The organism is Kitasatospora sp. NPDC093102 (assembly GCF_040683915.1).
Taxonomy (GTDB): domain Bacteria; phylum Actinomycetota; class Actinomycetes; order Streptomycetales; family Streptomycetaceae; genus Kitasatospora.
Window position 1 is genome coordinate 142,755 of the sequence record NZ_JBFBFA010000011.1, and the last position, 15,884, is coordinate 158,638.

At 74.7% G+C, this 15,884-nt stretch carries 16 protein-coding genes; 5 read left to right on the forward strand and 11 right to left on the reverse strand.

What is annotated here, in order from left to right:
• Window positions 1–64: 64 nt before the first annotated feature.
• Entirely contained in the window at window positions 65–874 is an 810-nt protein-coding gene (locus tag AB0O11_RS18135) for a nucleotidyltransferase domain-containing protein (protein WP_363387455.1), read from the forward strand.
• Entirely contained in the window at window positions 871–1,209 is a 339-nt protein-coding gene (locus tag AB0O11_RS18140) for a hypothetical protein (RefSeq protein ID WP_363387457.1), read from the forward strand. Before AB0O11_RS18135 ends, AB0O11_RS18140 begins: the two co-directional genes overlap by 4 nt.
• Before the next feature lie 36 nt (window positions 1,210–1,245).
• Here the strand turns inward: AB0O11_RS18140 and AB0O11_RS18145 are convergent, their stop codons facing one another.
• Both AB0O11_RS18145 and AB0O11_RS18150 read right to left on the reverse strand, forming a co-directional pair.
• Window positions 1,246–2,886, reverse strand: a complete 1,641-nt coding sequence (locus AB0O11_RS18145; protein WP_363387460.1) for an LCP family protein — start codon at window positions 2,884–2,886, stop codon at window positions 1,246–1,248.
• Window positions 2,879–3,502 (reverse strand): DUF6542 domain-containing protein, encoded by a 624-nt coding sequence (locus AB0O11_RS18150; RefSeq protein WP_363387463.1) that lies wholly within the window; start codon window positions 3,500–3,502, stop codon window positions 2,879–2,881. Before AB0O11_RS18150 ends, AB0O11_RS18145 begins: the two co-directional genes overlap by 8 nt.
• A gap of 256 nt (window positions 3,503–3,758) precedes the next feature.
• Here AB0O11_RS18150 and AB0O11_RS18155 point away from each other — a divergent pair, with 256 nt between their 5' ends.
• Both AB0O11_RS18155 and AB0O11_RS18160 read left to right on the forward strand, forming a co-directional pair.
• Window positions 3,759–3,965, forward strand: a complete 207-nt coding sequence (locus AB0O11_RS18155) for an antitoxin (RefSeq protein ID WP_363387466.1) — start codon at window positions 3,759–3,761, stop codon at window positions 3,963–3,965.
• Between the two features lie 125 nt (window positions 3,966–4,090).
• The gene (locus AB0O11_RS18160) at window positions 4,091–4,735 is read left to right on the forward strand and encodes a transglycosylase SLT domain-containing protein (protein WP_363387628.1); all 645 of its coding nucleotides are present in this window, start codon (window positions 4,091–4,093) and stop codon (window positions 4,733–4,735) included.
• A 13-nt stretch (window positions 4,736–4,748) separates the two neighbouring features.
• On the opposite strand, the gene galE is transcribed toward AB0O11_RS18160, so the two are convergent.
• From galE to AB0O11_RS18180, 4 genes are all read right to left on the reverse strand, one after another.
• A complete protein-coding gene (gene galE / locus AB0O11_RS18165; protein ID WP_363387469.1) occupies window positions 4,749–5,765 on the reverse strand; it encodes a UDP-glucose 4-epimerase GalE in 1,017 nt (338 codons plus the stop codon).
• A 129-nt stretch (window positions 5,766–5,894) separates the two neighbouring features.
• On the reverse strand, window positions 5,895–6,530 hold the full coding sequence (locus AB0O11_RS18170) for a hypothetical protein (RefSeq protein WP_363387472.1): 636 nt from the start codon (window positions 6,528–6,530) through the stop codon (window positions 5,895–5,897).
• 849 nt (window positions 6,531–7,379) lie between these two features.
• Complete coding sequence (locus AB0O11_RS18175; RefSeq protein ID WP_363387475.1) at window positions 7,380–7,841, reverse strand: hypothetical protein; 462 nt, start codon at window positions 7,839–7,841, stop codon at window positions 7,380–7,382.
• Window positions 7,842–7,894: 53 nt separating this feature from the next.
• Window positions 7,895–8,671 carry a sigma 54 modulation/S30EA ribosomal C-terminal domain-containing protein gene (locus AB0O11_RS18180; RefSeq protein WP_363387478.1) on the reverse strand — a complete coding sequence of 259 codons (777 nt, stop codon included), beginning with the start codon at window positions 8,669–8,671 and terminating at the stop codon, window positions 7,895–7,897.
• 340 nt (window positions 8,672–9,011) lie between these two features.
• Between AB0O11_RS18180 and AB0O11_RS18185 the strand changes: the two genes are divergently transcribed.
• Window positions 9,012–11,519: a cytochrome P450 gene (locus AB0O11_RS18185; protein WP_363387481.1), complete on the forward strand. Its 2,508-nt coding sequence runs from the start codon at window positions 9,012–9,014 to the stop codon at window positions 11,517–11,519.
• A 19-nt stretch (window positions 11,520–11,538) separates the two neighbouring features.
• Here AB0O11_RS18185 and AB0O11_RS18190 read toward each other — a convergent pair whose 3' ends face one another.
• The 5 genes from AB0O11_RS18190 to AB0O11_RS18210 form a co-directional block, all read right to left on the reverse strand.
• Window positions 11,539–11,685, reverse strand: a complete 147-nt coding sequence (locus tag AB0O11_RS18190; RefSeq protein WP_363387484.1) for a DUF6126 family protein — start codon at window positions 11,683–11,685, stop codon at window positions 11,539–11,541.
• A 43-nt stretch (window positions 11,686–11,728) separates the two neighbouring features.
• The gene (locus tag AB0O11_RS18195; RefSeq protein WP_363387487.1) at window positions 11,729–12,070 is read right to left on the reverse strand and encodes a metalloregulator ArsR/SmtB family transcription factor; all 342 of its coding nucleotides are present in this window, start codon (window positions 12,068–12,070) and stop codon (window positions 11,729–11,731) included.
• A 250-nt stretch (window positions 12,071–12,320) separates the two neighbouring features.
• On the reverse strand, window positions 12,321–12,782 hold the full coding sequence (locus AB0O11_RS18200; RefSeq protein ID WP_363387490.1) for a hypothetical protein: 462 nt from the start codon (window positions 12,780–12,782) through the stop codon (window positions 12,321–12,323).
• 299 nt (window positions 12,783–13,081) lie between these two features.
• A complete protein-coding gene (locus AB0O11_RS18205; protein WP_363387493.1) occupies window positions 13,082–14,230 on the reverse strand; it encodes a glycoside hydrolase family 3 N-terminal domain-containing protein in 1,149 nt (382 codons plus the stop codon).
• A 153-nt stretch (window positions 14,231–14,383) separates the two neighbouring features.
• Window positions 14,384–15,871 (reverse strand): PLP-dependent aminotransferase family protein, encoded by a 1,488-nt coding sequence (locus AB0O11_RS18210; protein ID WP_363387495.1) that lies wholly within the window; start codon window positions 15,869–15,871, stop codon window positions 14,384–14,386.
• Between the last annotated feature and the right edge of the window lie 13 nt (window positions 15,872–15,884).

The following is a 15,884-nucleotide window of genomic DNA, read 5'->3' on the forward strand; positions in this document are numbered from 1 at the left end:
GACAATCCGCCGGGCCGACCGATATTCGCTGGTCGGCACGGTGACGGTAGGGCAGAGTGCGGCCATGACCACCACTCAGGGACTGGACCGGGACGGCTGCATCGCCCGGGAGGGCTCGCTCGACCGCGTGCCGCCGGCGTTCGCGCCGGTGGTCGCCGCCGCCCGCGAGCGGATCGCTGCGGCCTTCGGCCCCGACCGGCTGCACAGCGCCTACCTCTACGGCAGCATCCCGCGCGGCACCGCGACCCCCGGTGTCTCCGACCTCGACCTTCTGCTCGCCCTGCACCACGGGCCCACGGCCGCGGACCGGGCGGCGGCCGGCGCCCTCGAAGCGGCGCTCGACGCCGAGTTCGCCCAGGTGGACGGCGTCGGCGTGCTGCTCTTCGACACCGGCACACTGCTCAGCGAGCTGGAGCGGCACGACCTGGGCTGGTTCGTCGCATGCCTCTGCACCCCCCTGCTCGGCGAGGACCTCGCCGCCCGGCTCCCCCGCTACCGCCCCACCTCTCTGCTGGCCCGGGAGACCAACGGAGACCTCGCCCTGGCCCTGCCCAGGTGGCGCGAACGCGCGGCCACCGCGGGTACGGACGCCGAACTGCGCGCCCTCGTCCGGGCCGTCTCCCGCCGCCTGGTCCGCACCGGCTTCACCCTGGTCATGCCCCGCTGGGGCGGCTGGACCAGCGACCTCGCCGCCTCCGCCGAGGCCTTCGCCGGCTACTACCCGGAGCGCGCCGACCAGCTGCGCCTCGCCGCCGGCACCGCCCGTACCCCCACCGCCGACCGGGCCACCCTGGCCGCGCTCGTCGACGACCTGGGCCCCTGGCTCGCCGCCGAGTACGCCGCCGTCCACGGCGTGAAGGCGCCCCGCCCGTGACGGCGCCGGAGCACCACCCGCCGCTGGTCCGCGAGGTCTTCCCGGACCTGGTCCGCGAGCTGGTCGACCTCCTGGAGGGCGAGGGCGAGCGCGAACTGGCCGTCGCCGCCCGGGACCTCCGGCTGGTCGCGCGGTGCCGCTGCGGTGACGGCTTCTGCCAGAGCTTCCAGACGGAGCCGCATCCGGACGGTCAGCCGTTCGGCCCGGACCATCGGTGCGTACCGCTCTCACCGGCCGACGGCATGCTCGTCCTGGACGTCGTGGACGGGCGGATCGTGTACGTCGAGGTCCTCGACCGAGAGCCCCTCACGGACGTCCGCCCCGGCCCGGACTGACGGCGCGGCGGGCCGACCGCCCCACCTCCGGGGATCTCAGTCCACGCAGGGAATCCCGCCCGCCTTCACCGCCGGCCCCTGCATCGGCAGCCCTCCCGCCGGGTCGGCGGAGGGGTCGGCCGACGGCACGGCGGCCGATGTCACGGCGGCCGACGGCACGGCGGCCGATGTCACGGCCGTCGGGCTCGGGGAGCGGGAGACGGCAAGGGTGAGCAGGATGCGGCCCGCGGGGACCGTCGTCGAGGAGAACGCGTTCACCCCGTAGCGGGCGGCGAGCTGCTGCGCGTCCGCCTTGGCCCCGGACCCGTACGCGACCGTGGTGGCCCGGGTCCTGGCCGGGGCGTCGCCGAACCGGCCCGCCTGGTAGCCGAGTTCGGCCAGCGCCCTGGACTCGTTGACCGCCGCGCCCGCCCCCGCGGCCGCGTTGACGTCGACCACCGCCTTGGCCGCCACGCTCGGGGTGGCGGAGGGCGACGGAGCCGGTTCGCCCGGCGCGCCCCCGGGCGTGGCGGCCGGAACGGCCACCACCGTCCCGTGGTTGAAGAGCTGCCGGACGATCTTCCTGATCAGGTCCGGGTTGACGGTGTTGACCTCCTGCCCGCCGACCGTCTTGAAGCCACTGATCGGCAGGGTGTTGAACTCCACGTTGCCGCCGGTCAGGTTGGGCGTCTGCTGGGCGAAGTCGAGGATGTTCCACTCGTTGTCGATCACCACGTCCTTCTTCACCACCGCGAACAGCTTCTGCATCTGCCCGAGGTCGTTCAGGATGCCCTGCTGCTTGAGCTTGTACTCGACGGAGGAGAGGAACGCCTGCTGCCGGTGGGTGCGATCGAGGTCGCCGTTGGTGAGGTGGTGGCGCTGGCGGACGAAGGAGAGCGCCTGCGCGGCGTTCAGGGAGCTGATCCCGGCCGGGAGCCTGAGGCCGGTGCCGCCGCCCTCGTGGGTGGCGGTCCGGGCGGTGATCGGGTCGTCCACCGGGTGGTTGAGGCAGACCTGGATCGGCTCCACCGCCTTGGCGACGTCGTAGAAGCCGATCAGGTTCACCTCCGCGAAGTGGTCGATCGGGATGTCCAGGAGGCTCTGCACGGTCTGGATGGTGGCCGAGCGGCCGGCCTCGCGGCTCTGCCGCTCCAGCTCCGCCCTGGAGAGCCCCTTGCCCGCGAGTTTCTGCTCGGCCGCCCCCTTGGCGATGCCGTACGCCTCCTTGATCTTGTGCATCTTTCCGTCCGCACCGACGGTCTGCACGTAGTCGTCGCGCGGGACGGAGAGCGCGGTGACCCTGCCACCGTCGGCCGGGATGTGCAGCACGATCAGGGCGTTGGTGTTGTACCCGCCGATCTCGCTGGAGCCGGCGTGCAGTTCGGCCTCCACGAACTGCTTGGGCAGGGCGTTGCCGTCCATGTCCTTGCGGCTGTCCAGGCCGATCAGCAGCAGGTTGACGGACTTGTCGAGGTGCGGCGGGGCGTTCTTCCTGGCCTCGCTCAGAGCGGTGGACTTGATCATGCCGTCGTCCAGGCTGCGGTACTCGTACCAGGTGAATCCGCTGGCGCAGAGCACGGTGGCCGAGACGGTGCAGGCCAGGGTGCGCCCGGCGACGGTCAGCGGGGCGGCGCCGTGGCGCGGGACGTGGCCGCGCTGACCGCGGCCGCCGGTACGGCTGTTGCCGCGCTCAGCCACGACGGCTCCTTCCGGCCGGGGCAGGCGTCCTGCCGGTTCGTCCGCGCTCCGGCACCGCCCGGCGGCGGGCCGCCACGGCGCGGGCCGCGACCACCGCGAGCGCCACCGCCACGGCCACGGCCATCACCGGGAACGCTCCGACCACCCAGCGCAGCACACCGGTGCCGAGGTTCTTCCCCTGGTAGTTCCCGGGGTGCGCCAGGTACTCGACGCCCGAGACGGTGAGCAGCACCACGACCGGGACGGCCGTCACCACCCACCACCGGCCCGCCCGGCTGCACAGCATCGCCGCGGCCGCCGTTCCGAGCACCGAGCCCACCGCGAAGAGGATGCCGACGCCCGGCCCGTCGAGTTCGTCCGCGACCGCCCCGAGCAGCGGCAGCCCGACCGCCGAGAGCGCGGCCGCCGCCCCACAACGACGGCGCGCCTGCTGGCGACGGCGGGCGGCCCCGGGGCGCGGCGCCCGAACCTGCCGGGGCACCCCGGCGCCCGCGACGTTCCCCCGTGCGCCTGCGGCTCCCGCACCGACCGCCCGGGAGCGCTGGGCGGGCAGGGCACGGTCCTCGGTGCGCGGTCCCGCGTCCTGGTACGGCGTTCTCGCCCGCTGACCGGCCATGCGCACTTCCCTCGATCGTTGCGGCTGCGGCGGCGCGATCGCACCGCCGCGCGTGCCGGGACGCCATCGGTCCTGGTGGGGATCCATCCTCTACATCACTGTAGAAGTTGGTCCGGAGCATACGAACCCATTTCAGCAAAGTCATCCGCCGCCACCCGGCAGCGACGGACCGTCTGGTGGCCCGTCGTTAGGATGGTCATGATCCCCGCCACGTCGGCACACCATCAGGAACGCATCAGAGGAGCAGAGCGTCACCATGTTTGAGAGTCTGAAGAACATCGCGGACAAGGCCACCGACCTCGCCCGCGAGCACGGCGACGTGATCGGGCAGGGCCTGGACAAGGTCGGCGACGCGATCGACGACCGCACGGACGGCAAGTACAGCGGGCAGATCGACACCGGCGTCGAGAAGGCGAAGGACTTCCTGCGCAACCTCGACGGCGACCGGAAGCCCACCGAGTAACCTGCCGCAGGGCACGATCAGTCGCACGGCGGTCGAACGAGCGCACGGGCGAACGGGGAGGGGCGGCAGCGGTGAGCGAGGAGAAGAAGGGGTCCGGTCCGGGGCGCTGGCTGGTGATCGGCGTCGTGGTGGTGGCCGGACTGGGGCTCGTCCGCGGCACCGGCCACGACGGCGCGGCCTCTGCCGACCCCTCCCCGACCGCCGCCGCCCCGTCCGGCCCCTCCTCGGGCACCGCGCCGTCGGCCGGCTCCTCCGCGCAGCCGTCGAAGCCGTCGAAGCCGTCGGGTCCGTACGACCCGGCCGACTACGCGGCGCCGGTGCGCCAGTACGCCGCCGAGGCCGGGGTCAACCCGCAGCTGCTGATGGCCATCCTCTACAACGAGTCGTACAAGCCGCACGACCCCGAGCTCGAACGGGCCTGGCAGCGCAACAAGCCGGACGCCTCGTTCGGCATCGCCAACATGCACCGGGCCGCCTTCGACGACACCAAGCCCGGCCGCCCCTTCGCCTCCCGGCAGTGGGAGGAGCTCCCGGACGACCGGAACCTGGCCGTCCAGGCGGCTGCCTGGCACCTGCACGACCTCGCCGCGCAACTGCCCGCACGCCCGGGCGTGTCGCTCAGCCGGGACGAACTGGTCGCCCTCGGCTACAACGCGGGCGCGGGCAACATGCTGGCCTTCGCCCGGGGCGTCAAGATCGGTTCCCAGGCGCAGTCCTACCTCGACCGGCTGCGCGACAACTGGTCGAAGTCCGGCGAGGCCGTCAAGTAGCGCCTCCCGGCGGTCAGCTGACGCCGAGCCGGGCGGACCAGATCCTCCGCCAGGCCAGCGCGTCGGCGACCCCCTCGGCCAGGCCGCGCCGCGGCTGCCAGCCGAGCAGGTCCCGTGCGGTGTCCACGACGGCGTAGCAGCCGATCACGTCCCCGGGCCGCGGCCCCGCCTCCCGCACCTCGAGACTGGTGCCGACGGCCTGTTCGAAGGCGGCGACCAGTTCCCGCACGGTGGTCCCGTCGCCGGTGCCGACGTTGATCACCCGGTAGCGGTCCGCCACGCCCGGGGCGATCACCTCGTCGAACCGGAGCAGCGCCGCGACGTGCGCCTCGGCGAGGTCCTGGACGTGGACGTAGTCGCGGATGCCGGAGCCGTCGCGGGTGGCCCAGTCGGTGCCGGTCACGATGAACGGGGTGCCGGTGGTGTGCGCCTCGATCAGCTTGCCGAGGGCGTGGGTGGGGTGGAGGTCCTGGAGGCCGGTGCGCAGCTGCGGGTCGGCACCGATCGGGTTGAAGTAGCGCAGGGCGATGACGCGCTGCCGCCCGGCGTCCTCGCCCCGGGTCCAGTCCTGAAGGACCTGCTCCATCATCTGCTTGGTGCGCGCGTACGGGCTGCCGGCGTCGACCGGGCTGCTCTCGTCCACCCGGGCGTCGGGGGTGGGGGCGTAGATCGAGGCGGAGCTGCTGAAGACGACCCGGGTGCAGCCGTGGCGCTGGAGGGCGTCCAGGAGTTCGACGGTCTTGGCCACGTTCTCCCGGTAGTAGTACAGCGGCTTGGCCACCGACTCGGGTACGACGATCTTCGCGGCGCAGTGGACGGTGGCGTCGATGTCGGGATGCTCGGCGAAGATCCGGTCGAGCAGGGCGGCGTCGGCGATGTCGCCCCGGTAGAAGACCCTGTCCGCGACGAACTCGGCCCGTCCCCGGGAGAGGTCGTCCAGCACGACCGGGGTGATCCCCCGGTCGAGCAGGGCGGAGGCCACGGTGCTGCCGATGAATCCCGCACCACCGGTGATCAGGACCTTCTTCATACGCGGATGCTCCCTTGCGATCGCCCGGGCACCCGGTGGCGCCCGGCGACCGGAAGAGACGTCGGCCCGCACCCGGCCGGTTCCACGGCCGGGTCGTCCCCGCGAACCGGGCGGGCGGTTCCGGGCGGCTCAGCCCCGGTGGCGGCGCAGCCAGAGCCCGGTGGCGACCAGGACGACGGCCGCGCAGGCGGTGCCGATGGCCGCCCAGGTGGTGGCGTCGGAGGTGGTCGCGTGGACGCGGCCGGGCGAGGCCTCCCGGGCGGAGACGGGGGCGGCGGTGGTCCCCGTCGCGGGGAGGGTCTCCCGGAGCGGGGCAGGGGTCACCTCGGCGGACCGCGGTGCGGCTTCGGACAGCGCCGGGCCTCCCGTCCCCGGGGACGCCGGGTCGGTGACCGCGACGGTGTCGACGTCGAGCTCGCGCTCCCCGTGCCCGGGGGCGGGGAAGGCGCAGTCCACCGTCACCCGCCAGTGCCCGACGGGAAGGATCTCCCGGGTGGTGTACGTCCCCGGGTGACCGGGGGCGGTGACCAGGCGCCAGGGGCCGACGGTGCGGCCGTCGGAGGCCGTCGCCGCGAGCGTGCCGGCGAACTCACCGGTCACCGGGTCGTGGTCGTCCTCCCAGGTGGCGACGGTGCTGACGCGGCCGTTCTGCTGGCCGGTGACGTCCAGGTGGATGCTGTCACCGTGGGCGACGGCGGGTGCGGCGGTGGACAGCACGGCCGCGGCGGCGAGGGCGAGGGCGGCGAGGTGGGGGCGGGTTCGCATGCGGGAGGGTCCTCGGGGCGGTGTGGGGGCAGGGACGCGGGGAACGGCCGGCGCCGGGAACGACCACCACCGGGTGGGCGGCGGCCGTTCCCGGCGCGACGGGCCTCCGGGCCTTCGGGTGTCGGGGCCCGCGGGCGTCGGCGGCTCGGGTCGAAGGGTCCGGCCGGCGTACGGGCCGACCGGTTTCACGGACTCACAGGAACAGCCTTACCCCGAACGGCTCACGAGGCCTTCATCCACGACCGGTTCCGGTGAGGCCCGCCGGTCGGCCGTTGCGACTCCGGCGGCCGGCCGCCGTGGGCGGCGGGGCGACCGGACGGCCCGGCGGCGGTGCCGGTCCGCCGGTGTCCCCCGACCCGTCGTCCCCGACCACCCCGGTCGGCGAGCCCGTGCGCCTGCCCGGGGTGAGCCTGCGGCGCCTGCCGCGGTGCCCCATCGCGTCCCTCTCCTCGTGCGACGGCCCGCGCCCCGTGGCGTGACGGGCGCGGGCCTTCCGACACTCCGGAGAGCGGAGGGGGCGACCGGGGATAACAGAAACCTCTTGCGGAATTCCCGGGACAGCTCGACCTGGCGGGGCCGGGGGCACCGGAAACGGTCCCGGGCAGGGCGGAGCCGGGCAGCGCACTCGGGGGGGTGCGCGCTCCCCGGCAGGGGTGGTGGCGGCCCCCGGCCGGAGTCCCGGGGCGCATGACACCGTCGGCCGTGACGGAATGCCAGACCCGTCGGCGGAGGCCGACCAGTTCCCTGACCAGGAGATTTTCCGCCCCGGACATGCCATTGCCCCTCGGCATGTGACGTATCGTCAGAACGGGCGGAGAATCAGACCGCGGAGGATCAGGCCGCGGGGAATCAGGCCGCGACCCTCACCGGCTCCGCCCCGAAGGCCGCCGCGCCCGCCCCGGACCGCACCGCCGTCACGGAGCCGGCGCCACAGCCCCCGTGCAACCGGGCCAGCCCGGCCACGAGGGCGACCCGGTCCCCGGAGAGCCAGAGCCGCAGGGCCGCCGAGAGCGCGGCGCTGGCCGGGCCGACCGCGGGACCGCCGGTCCGCACGAGCCGCTCACCGAGCAGCGGCAGCAGGTCCGCGACCGGGGCGGGCAGCCACAGGGTGAGCGCGAAGGGCGCCGGTCTGGCCAGAACGCGCAGCAGCGGCAGGACGCACGCGTCGTCGTGCAGTACGGGGATGACCTCCAGCAGCCCGTCCACCGCCACGCCCGAGACGTCGCCGCCGTACCCGCGCGCGAGGTCCCGCAGCAGCGCGCGCTCGGCGGCGGTGATCCGGACGGTCAGCATGACCTCGTCGCAGTCCATGGTCCCGGTCCCCTGTCGTGGAGATGTCGTGGTGTGGTCGTCTCGCGGTGGTGTCAGTCCCGTGCCGACAGGGTTCCTGCCCCGATTCGGCCGTCCGATACCGGCGCTATCAGGCCGTAGTGGCCGTCGAAGCGGCGGTAGAGCACCCGCGCCCGGCCGTCACCGGCGTCGGTGTAGTCGACGAACGGGCGGCCGGTGATCCAGAGCAGGCGGGCCACCTCGGCGAGGTCGAGCGGCGGCACGGCGCCGGTGCCGGTGCCGACGCCGACGGAGCACAGCTCCACCGTGCCGCTCGGCGAGCAGCGGTGGACCAGGCTGTCGCGCCCGGTCACGGCGTCCGCGAAGAGGTGGAACCGCCGGTCGAGGGCGAGCAGTTCGAGCGCGGCCTGCTCGGGGGTGCGGTGGGCGAGCACGACCGCCTTGTGCCGGGCGATCCGCCGCTGGGCGAGCGGACGGTCGGCGAACTGCGGGCGGTAGGCGCTCTCGTAGGCGGCGGCGAAGCCGATGTCGCCCTGCTCGCGCAGCCGGCCGGCCCGGCCGGCCAGCGTGCCGAGCACCAGGTCGACGGACTCCCGCGCGGTGCCGGTCGCGAGCTGAACCCGGACCGGGCCGACGCCCGCCAGCTCGACGTCCGCCTGGGCCAGCGCGGGCCGGGTCACCGACCGGTCGCGCGAGCGGGTCAGCCGCAGTCGCAGCGCGTGGGTGTCGGGTCCGAGCGCCGCGGCGGTGTCCAGCGCCCGGGCCCGGGCGTACTCGGCGTCCTCACGCGGCAGCTCGCCGCGGATCTCCACCCGGACGTCGAGGGCCGGCCGGTGGCGCAGACGGGTCATCAGGTTCCTCCTTCTTCGCAACCATGCTGTCCCTCGCACGCCCGTGCGGCGAGGGTCCAAAGACCCTGCGTGCGGACAGGCCCCGAATCACCCGGCCGGACGCATCCGCGCAGGTCAACACCGATCTTCGAGCACTCACGAAAGGGTCGATCCAATCGGCCGTTGGAGTGATCCCCGCATATTCGGCGCAACGCTCGGGAAACCGGCGCGTTTGCCAAACGTGCGCCCTCCCGCCGGGGGCGCGCGCGGGGCCCGCGCTGGGCGGTCCCCCGCCTCCCGGCCGGCCCGCCGCTGCCACCCGGCATCGCCCGCACCGGCCACTCTGGTGAGAGGTAGTGTCATGTCCCTGCTGACCGAAACGCGGAAGCTGATCGTCCCCCCGAGAGCCGCACCCGGTCCGTCCCCGCTGGCCCGCGCCGCCGTCCCCCCGCTGGCCCCCGGCGCCCTGCCCGGTCTCGGGCACGCCGGCGCCCTGCTGCGCGACCCGCTCGGCTTCCTCGGCTCCCTCGCCCGCCACGGCGGGGTGGTCCGCATCCGGCTGGGACCGCGCACCGTCTGCGTGGTCACCGACGCCCGGCTGGTCCACACCCTGCTCGTCGCACTGGCCCACGACTGCCCGCGCGGCGCCGTCCAGGACACCCTCAAGACGGCCTTCGGCGACGGCCTGCTGATGTCCGAGGGCCAGGCCCACCGCGACCGCCGCCGGATCATCCAGCCCGCCTTCGGTCCGGACCGGATGGGCGAGTACCTGGCCGTGATGCAGCAGGTCACCGAGGAGCGGGCCGGACGCTGGCGCCCCGGCCAAGTCCTCGACGTGGCCAAGGAGATGAACCACCTGGCGCTGGAGATCGTCACCCGCTCGCTGTTCGACGCCCGGCTCAGCGAGGACGCCACCGTCGCCTTCCACCGGGCGCTGCCGGACCTGGTGAAGGGCCAGATCGTCCAGTCCCTCTACCCGAACCCGGCGCTCGCCCGGCTGCCGCTGCCCGTCAACCGGCGCTTCGACGACGCCGTGCGGGTCCTCAACCGGGTGGTCGACCAGGCCGTCAACGGCCGCGCCGCGACCGCGACCGCCGAGGAGGGCCGGCGCACCCTGCCCGCCCTGCTGCGCGCCGCGACCGACCCGGCCACCGGGTGCCCACTCACCGAGGCGGACGTGCGGTCCGAGGCGATCACCATGTTCGGCGCGGGCACCGAGACCGTCTCCACCACGCTCACCTGGCTGCTGGACGAGCTGCTGCGCCACCCCGAGGTGGAGGCCCGGATCCTCGCAGAGCTGGACGAGCACCTGCCCGCGGGCACCGTCCCCACCCCCGAGGCGCTGGCCCGGCTCACCTACACCCGCAGCGTCACCCAGGAGGTGGTGCGGCTGCACGCGCCGAACGCCTTCCTGATGCGCACGGCCCAGGTGCCGGTCGAGCTCGGCCCGTACCGCATCCCGGCCGGCACCGAGCTGCTGTACAGCCTCACCGCACTGCACCGCGACCCGGTGCGCTACCCGGAGCCGACGAGCTTCCGGCCCGAACGCTGGCAGGACGCCGGCGGCACCGGGCGGCCGTCCTTCCTGCCGTTCGGGGCGGGCAAGCACAAGTGCATCGGCGAGGCCTTCGCGTGGGCGGAACTGACCGTCGCGGCCGCGACGATCCTGCGCCGCTGGCGGACGGTGGCGGTGCCGGGCGCCCGGGCCCGCGAGGTGGTGTGGACGACGGTCCAGGCACAGGGCCTGCGGGTACGGCTCGCGCCGCGCGGCGCGCGCTCCCCGCGCGGCGGCGCCGCGGCGGCCCCCCGCGAGGGCGATGCCCCCTCCTCACCGGAGGGCACAGCGCCCTTCCCGCCCGCCGAACCGCCGCCGGGCCGGTGCCCGCTCACCGGCGCCACCCGCGCGACCGCCCCCGCGGCGCCCATGGCCGCCGCCGCTCCGGCGGGCCCCCGCCCGCCCCGTGACCTGCGCCTCGCCGCCGACCGGCACGCCGACTGGGCACTCCGCCGCGGCCTGCTCACCCCGGCGGAGCTGCCCCGCTACCGGGCCTACGCGCTGCACGAGCTGATCGGCCACGCCTTCCCCCGCGCCCGGGGCGCCGAACTCGACCTCCTGGTGGACGTGCTGGGCTGGTTCACCATCCTGGACGACTGCTTCGACGGTTCGCCCGGCCGCCACCCCGCCGAGGCCCGCGCCCTGGTCGACCCGCTGATCGCGGTGCTCGACGGAGCCCGCGGCGCGAGCCCCTCCGAAAGCCGACTCCTGTTCTCCTGGCGGGAGTTGTGGAAGCGGCAGACCGCGTCGATGTCCCCCGAGTGGCGCGCCCGGGCGGCCCGGGAGTGGCGGGCCTGCCTGGCCACCTTCCCCGCCGAGGCCGACCACCGCGCCCGCGGCACCGTGCCCGCCCTCGGCCTCGACCTGGGCGACACCATGCGGCTGCGCCGGCACGGCAGTTGCCTCTACCCGTTCATGAACATACTGGAACGGGTCCACGGCGCCGACGCCCCGGCCGCGCTGCACGCGGAGCCCGCGCTGCACCGGCTGCGCGCCAACACCGCCGACGCCGCCACACTGATCAACGACCTCTACTCACTGAAGCGCGAGGAACGACAGGCCGGGGCCGCTTTCAACACCGTACTCACCCTCCAACGGGCGCACGGCTGCACCCGCGGCCGCGCGGTCCACGCGGTGCGCACCCGGGTGGTGCGGCTGCGGCAGGAGAGCGAGGAGCTGCGCCGCGACCTGGCGCGCCGCCACCCGGCCGGGCGCTGGTACCTGGACGGCACCCGGGAACTGGTCACCGGCGTGCAGGCCTGGACCAGCACCAGCGACCGCTACCTGGTGCCGGACCGCGGGCCGCGCCGGTGAGCCGCCCGTCCCCGCCGCGCTACTTCCGGCCGCCGAGCGCGAACAGCAGCAGCACGAAACCGGCGAACAGGTGCGTGGCGAAGATGTAGATGCCCGCGCGGATCAGCATCGCCTTGCGGCGCCGCTTCTCCTCACTCGTACCGTCGTCGCTCGTGCTGTCGCTCATGGTGGTGCTTCTCCTCGGATCGGGCGGACGGGCCGGGCGCGGCTCAGCGGGGCCGAACGCCGGAGGCGCGCAGCTCGGTGAGCAGCGCGCCCTGGTCGGCGATCAGCTCGGTCAGGATCCGCCGGGCCGCGCTCAGCAGCTCGGCGACGTCCGGGGTGCTGAGCGCGTACACCACGGTGTTGCCCTCGCGGGTCGCCGTGACCAGCTGGGTGCGGCGCAGCACCGCGAGCTGCTGGGAGAGGTTGGACGGCTCGACCTCGATCTCCGCCAGCAGCTCGCGCACCGGCCGCGGGCCGTCCTGGAGCAGCTCCAGGACCCGGATCCGCACGGGGTGGCCGAGGGTGCGGAAGAACTCCGCCTTGGCCTGGTACAGCGGTACCGGCATCGTCCGCGCTCTCCCTCTGGTCCGGCTCGATGGTCGTCCGGCCGGGCGGGGATCGATGCCGCGGCCGGTAGGCATCATCGCGACAGATGAAGATTTCTTCAAGTCGTCACAGTGCGTCGCCATGGCGCTCCGAAACCCGGCATGCCCCGGCCGGGCGATCCGCCGCGCGGTCGCACCCCGGCCGGGGCATGCGGACGCCGAGCCCGGAATGCTGCCAACTCCCGGGCTCGGCAGTCACGGTGACGTGCCGTCAGCAGGCTACAGGCACATCCACCGTGGCCGGCACCTGGCCGCTCCAGAACCCCTCGACGTCGAAGGACACGTGCACGGTCGACCCGCACGGCACGGTGGCCGAGATGCCGTCGACGCGCACCGTGGACACCTGGAACACGGTGCGGCCGCTCACCGTGCCGAGCGAGGCCCCACCGGCCACGTTGGCCGACAGGTGGGTCACCAGCTCCTTCGGCGCCGGCGGCCACGGGGTGCCCGGGGACGGCGGGCCGGCCAGGCCGATCTTGCCGTAGATCGCGACGCTGTCACCGGTCACGTCGGCGCAGGCGTAGGTGGCCAGGCCGGCCTGGAGGCTCTGGTACCCGCAGGTGGTGACGGTGGTGGTGGCAGCGGCCGGGGCCGCGGCGAACGCGGGGACGGGGGCCGAGAGCAGGGCGGCGGCGCCGACGGCGCCGGCGGCGATCCGGGTGATCCGGTTCATGGGTTCCTCCTTGAAGGGAACGGGGACGGACAGGGACAGGTGGTGTGGCACATATGACATTTCATAGGCGCACGACAGGAACTTTGCCATGCGATTCCGATGCCCTGACCCCGATTTGCCCTTCGAACCGAACCCTCGTCCGAAACCAGATCCTCAATGGCGCAATCACCCTCGACAGGCCGAACGGGTGCACCTTCTCAGGCAACGCCCGAGTTGAGCCCGGGTGAACCGCACCCGAACCACCGCCCGGGCGGAACCTCGGCGCCCGCTGCCGGACGGCGTCGGCAGTCCGCCGGGGCTCAGCCCAGCGAGCCCCGCAGGGCGTCGACCCGGGCCACCGCGTCGGTGAAGGCGTGCCGGTCCAGGCGGCCGTCGTCCAGGGCGGCGGCCAGCGCCTCGGTGGCGTCCTCGGCCTGCTGCGGGTCTCGGGCGGAGCAGAGCAGCAGGTCCATCCCCGCCCGGGCGGCGGCCAGCGCACGGTCGCCGGCACCGCCGTACGGGGCGAGCGCCTCGGCCTCCAGGGCGTCGGTGACGGTCACGCCCTCGAAGCCGAGCCGGCCGCGCAGCTCGCCCTGGATGATCGTGGGCGAGAACCCGGCCGGGCGGTGCGGGTCCAGCGCGGGGTAGACCGCCCAGGAGGCCATCACCAGCCGCACACCCGCCGCGATGGCGGACCGGTAAGGGGCCTCGCCGCGGGCGCGGAGCTGCGACAGCGGGATGTTCAGGGTGACCGGGCGCTCGTCCGTGTTCCCACCCCGGGGCGCGGCGCCGAGACCGGGGAAGTGCTTGGCGGTCGCGGCCACGCCGAGACCCTGCTGGGCGGCGAGGAAGGCGCTGCCCAGCTGCGCCACCGTGGCAGGGTCCTGGCTGTAGGAGCGTTCGGGGTGGTCGATGAAGTTGTCCGGCTCGTCGTAGACGTCGAGCACCGGGGCGAGGTTGAGGTTCAGCCCGGCCTCGGCGAGGGTCCGGGCGGCGCCGGTCCCGGACTCCGCCGCCGCGGCGACCGGGTCCGCCGCCGATCCGACGCGGCGGGCGGAGAGTTCGGGCGCACCGGGCAGCCGGCGGACCTTGCCGCCCTCCTGGTCGGTCATCAGCAGCAGGGTGCGCGGATGCGGCGCCTCGGCCGCGGCCTGCTTCAACTCGGCGACCGACTCGGCGAGTTGCTCCGGGCTGGTGACGTTCTCGCCGAACAGGATCACCCCGGCCGCCCGCCCCTCCCGGAGCGTCTGGAGCACCCCGGCCGGCGGTGTCGGGCCCGAGTAGGACAGGACGATGCGCCGCCCGGCGAGCACCCGGGAGTCCTCCTGCTCCTGGCCGGCCATCGCCGCGCTCCTCTCGCCCTGGGCACCGTGCGGCGGGGCGGGCGAGCCGAGCGGCACCGGCCCGAGCACGGCCCCCATGACGGCCAGCACCACCCCGAACTGGGCGACACTTCGGAACGGGGCCATCACGCCTCCCGGGTCGGCATTTGACTTCGGCATGTCAACGTACCCAGGGGCGTGACGCGGCACTCCCCCCCTGCACCGGATTCATCCGACAGCTCAACTTTTGCACCACAGAAGGCCGCGGCGGTCATACGCCGGGCGGACCCGCGACACGCCTCAGGGCGAACGGCGGACCAGGCGGCCCAGGACCGCCAGGCCCTCGGCGATCTCGGCCACCGAGCCCGCCGCGTAGCCGAGGACCAGCCCGGGCGGGTACGGGAGCCGGGCGTGCCAGGACAACGGCTGCACCTTGACCCCCTCGGCCAGTGCGGCCGCGGCCAACTCGGTGTCGGTGCGGCCGGGTTCCTCCGGAAGCGTCAGCATCAGGTGGAGGCCCGCCGCCGCGCCGTGCACGGTGGCTCCCGGCAGGTGGGTGCGAATGGCGGCGATCATGGCGTCCCGGCGACGGCGGTGTCGGCGGCGCAGCAGCCGCAGGTGGCGGTCGAGGTCGCCGGACTCCATCAGCCGGGCGAGGACCAGCTGGGGCAGCACCGGGTTGCCGAGGTCGGCGAAACGCTTGGCGTCCAGGACGGCGTCCCGCAGCCGGGCCGGGACCAGCAGCCAGCCGGTGCGCAGAGCGGGGGCGAGCAGCTTGGAGATGCTGCCCGCGTAGCAGACCCGGTCCGGCAGGGCGGCCCGCAGAGCCGGGACGGGCGGTCGGTCGTAGCGGTGCTCGGCATCGTAGTCGTCCTCGATGACCAGGCCGCCCTCGCCCGCCCAGCGCAGCAGGTCGCGCCGTCGGTCACCGCCGAGGACGACGCCGGTCGGGTACTGGTGGGCGGGGGTGAGCAGGACGGCCGGGGCACCGGTGGCGCGCAGCGCGTCGACCCGGACGCCCTCGCCGTCGACCGGGACGGGCGGGGTGGCGGCGAGCCAGTGGGCGAGGTGCTGCCGGGCACCGAGAGAGCCCGGGTCCTCGACCGCGACCTCGTCGATGCCCACCCGGCCGAGGGCGCGGCCGAGCAGGGCCAGGGCCTGGGCCGTGCCGGCGACGATCAGCACCTCGTCCGGGTCGGCGCGGATGCCCCGGTTGCGGGCCAGCCAGTGGGCGACGGCCCGGCGCAGGGCCGGGGTGCCGCGCACGTCGCCGTAGCCGAGGTCGGATGCGGCGAGGCCGTCGAGGACGGCCCGCTCGGCGCGCAGCCAGGCCGCACGGGGGAAGGCCGCGAGGTCGGGCACGCCGGGGGTGAGGTCGATCCGGGCGGGGGTGCCGCGCAGCAGGTCGAAGACCTCGGGTTCGGGATCGTCCCGGAACAGCGCGGGCGCCGGGCGGGGCGCTTCCGTCACGGGCACCTCCCCCGGTACGGCGGGGGCCGCGACCACGACCGTGCCGCCGCGCCCGCGGCCGGCGACCTGCCCCTCCTCGGCGAGGCGCCGGTAGGCGTCGGTCACCACCCCGCGGGAGACCCCGAGTTCGGCCGCCAGCACCCGGCTCGCGGGCAGCCGACTGCCGGCCGGGAGCCGCCCGTCGGCGACCGCCTCGCGCAGCCGGCGGGCGAGCCAGTCGGTGAGGCCGCCGGACGGGGCGTCGGCGGTGTCGAGCTGGAGGAAGTCGGCCCCGGTCTCTTTGGACCGGTCGGATGCCTCGGCTTTGGACCTGTTCACCGGACCATAGTGA

Bases quoted from the DNA above. Each gene is read 5' to 3' on its own strand.
- AB0O11_RS18135 (WP_363387455.1), top strand. From the start codon at position 65: ATGACCACCACTCAGGGACTGGACCGGGACGGCTGCATCGCCCGGGAG.
- AB0O11_RS18150 (WP_363387463.1), bottom strand. From the start codon at position 3,502: ATGGCCGGTCAGCGGGCGAGAACGCCGTACCAGGACGCGGGACCGCGC.
- AB0O11_RS18155 (WP_363387466.1), top strand. From the start codon at position 3,759: ATGTTTGAGAGTCTGAAGAACATCGCGGACAAGGCCACCGACCTCGCC.
- galE (WP_363387469.1), bottom strand. From the start codon at position 5,765: ATGAAGAAGGTCCTGATCACCGGTGGTGCGGGATTCATCGGCAGCACC.
- AB0O11_RS18170 (WP_363387472.1), bottom strand. From the start codon at position 6,530: ATGCGAACCCGCCCCCACCTCGCCGCCCTCGCCCTCGCCGCCGCGGCC.
- AB0O11_RS18175 (WP_363387475.1), bottom strand. From the start codon at position 7,841: ATGGACTGCGACGAGGTCATGCTGACCGTCCGGATCACCGCCGCCGAG.
- AB0O11_RS18180 (WP_363387478.1), bottom strand. From the start codon at position 8,671: ATGACCCGTCTGCGCCACCGGCCGGCCCTCGACGTCCGGGTGGAGATC.
- AB0O11_RS18185 (WP_363387481.1), top strand. From the start codon at position 9,012: ATGTCCCTGCTGACCGAAACGCGGAAGCTGATCGTCCCCCCGAGAGCC.
- AB0O11_RS18190 (WP_363387484.1), bottom strand. From the start codon at position 11,685: ATGAGCGACAGCACGAGCGACGACGGTACGAGTGAGGAGAAGCGGCGC.
- AB0O11_RS18195 (WP_363387487.1), bottom strand. From the start codon at position 12,070: ATGCCGGTACCGCTGTACCAGGCCAAGGCGGAGTTCTTCCGCACCCTC.
- AB0O11_RS18200 (WP_363387490.1), bottom strand. From the start codon at position 12,782: ATGAACCGGATCACCCGGATCGCCGCCGGCGCCGTCGGCGCCGCCGCC.
- AB0O11_RS18205 (WP_363387493.1), bottom strand. From the start codon at position 14,230: ATGGCCCCGTTCCGAAGTGTCGCCCAGTTCGGGGTGGTGCTGGCCGTC.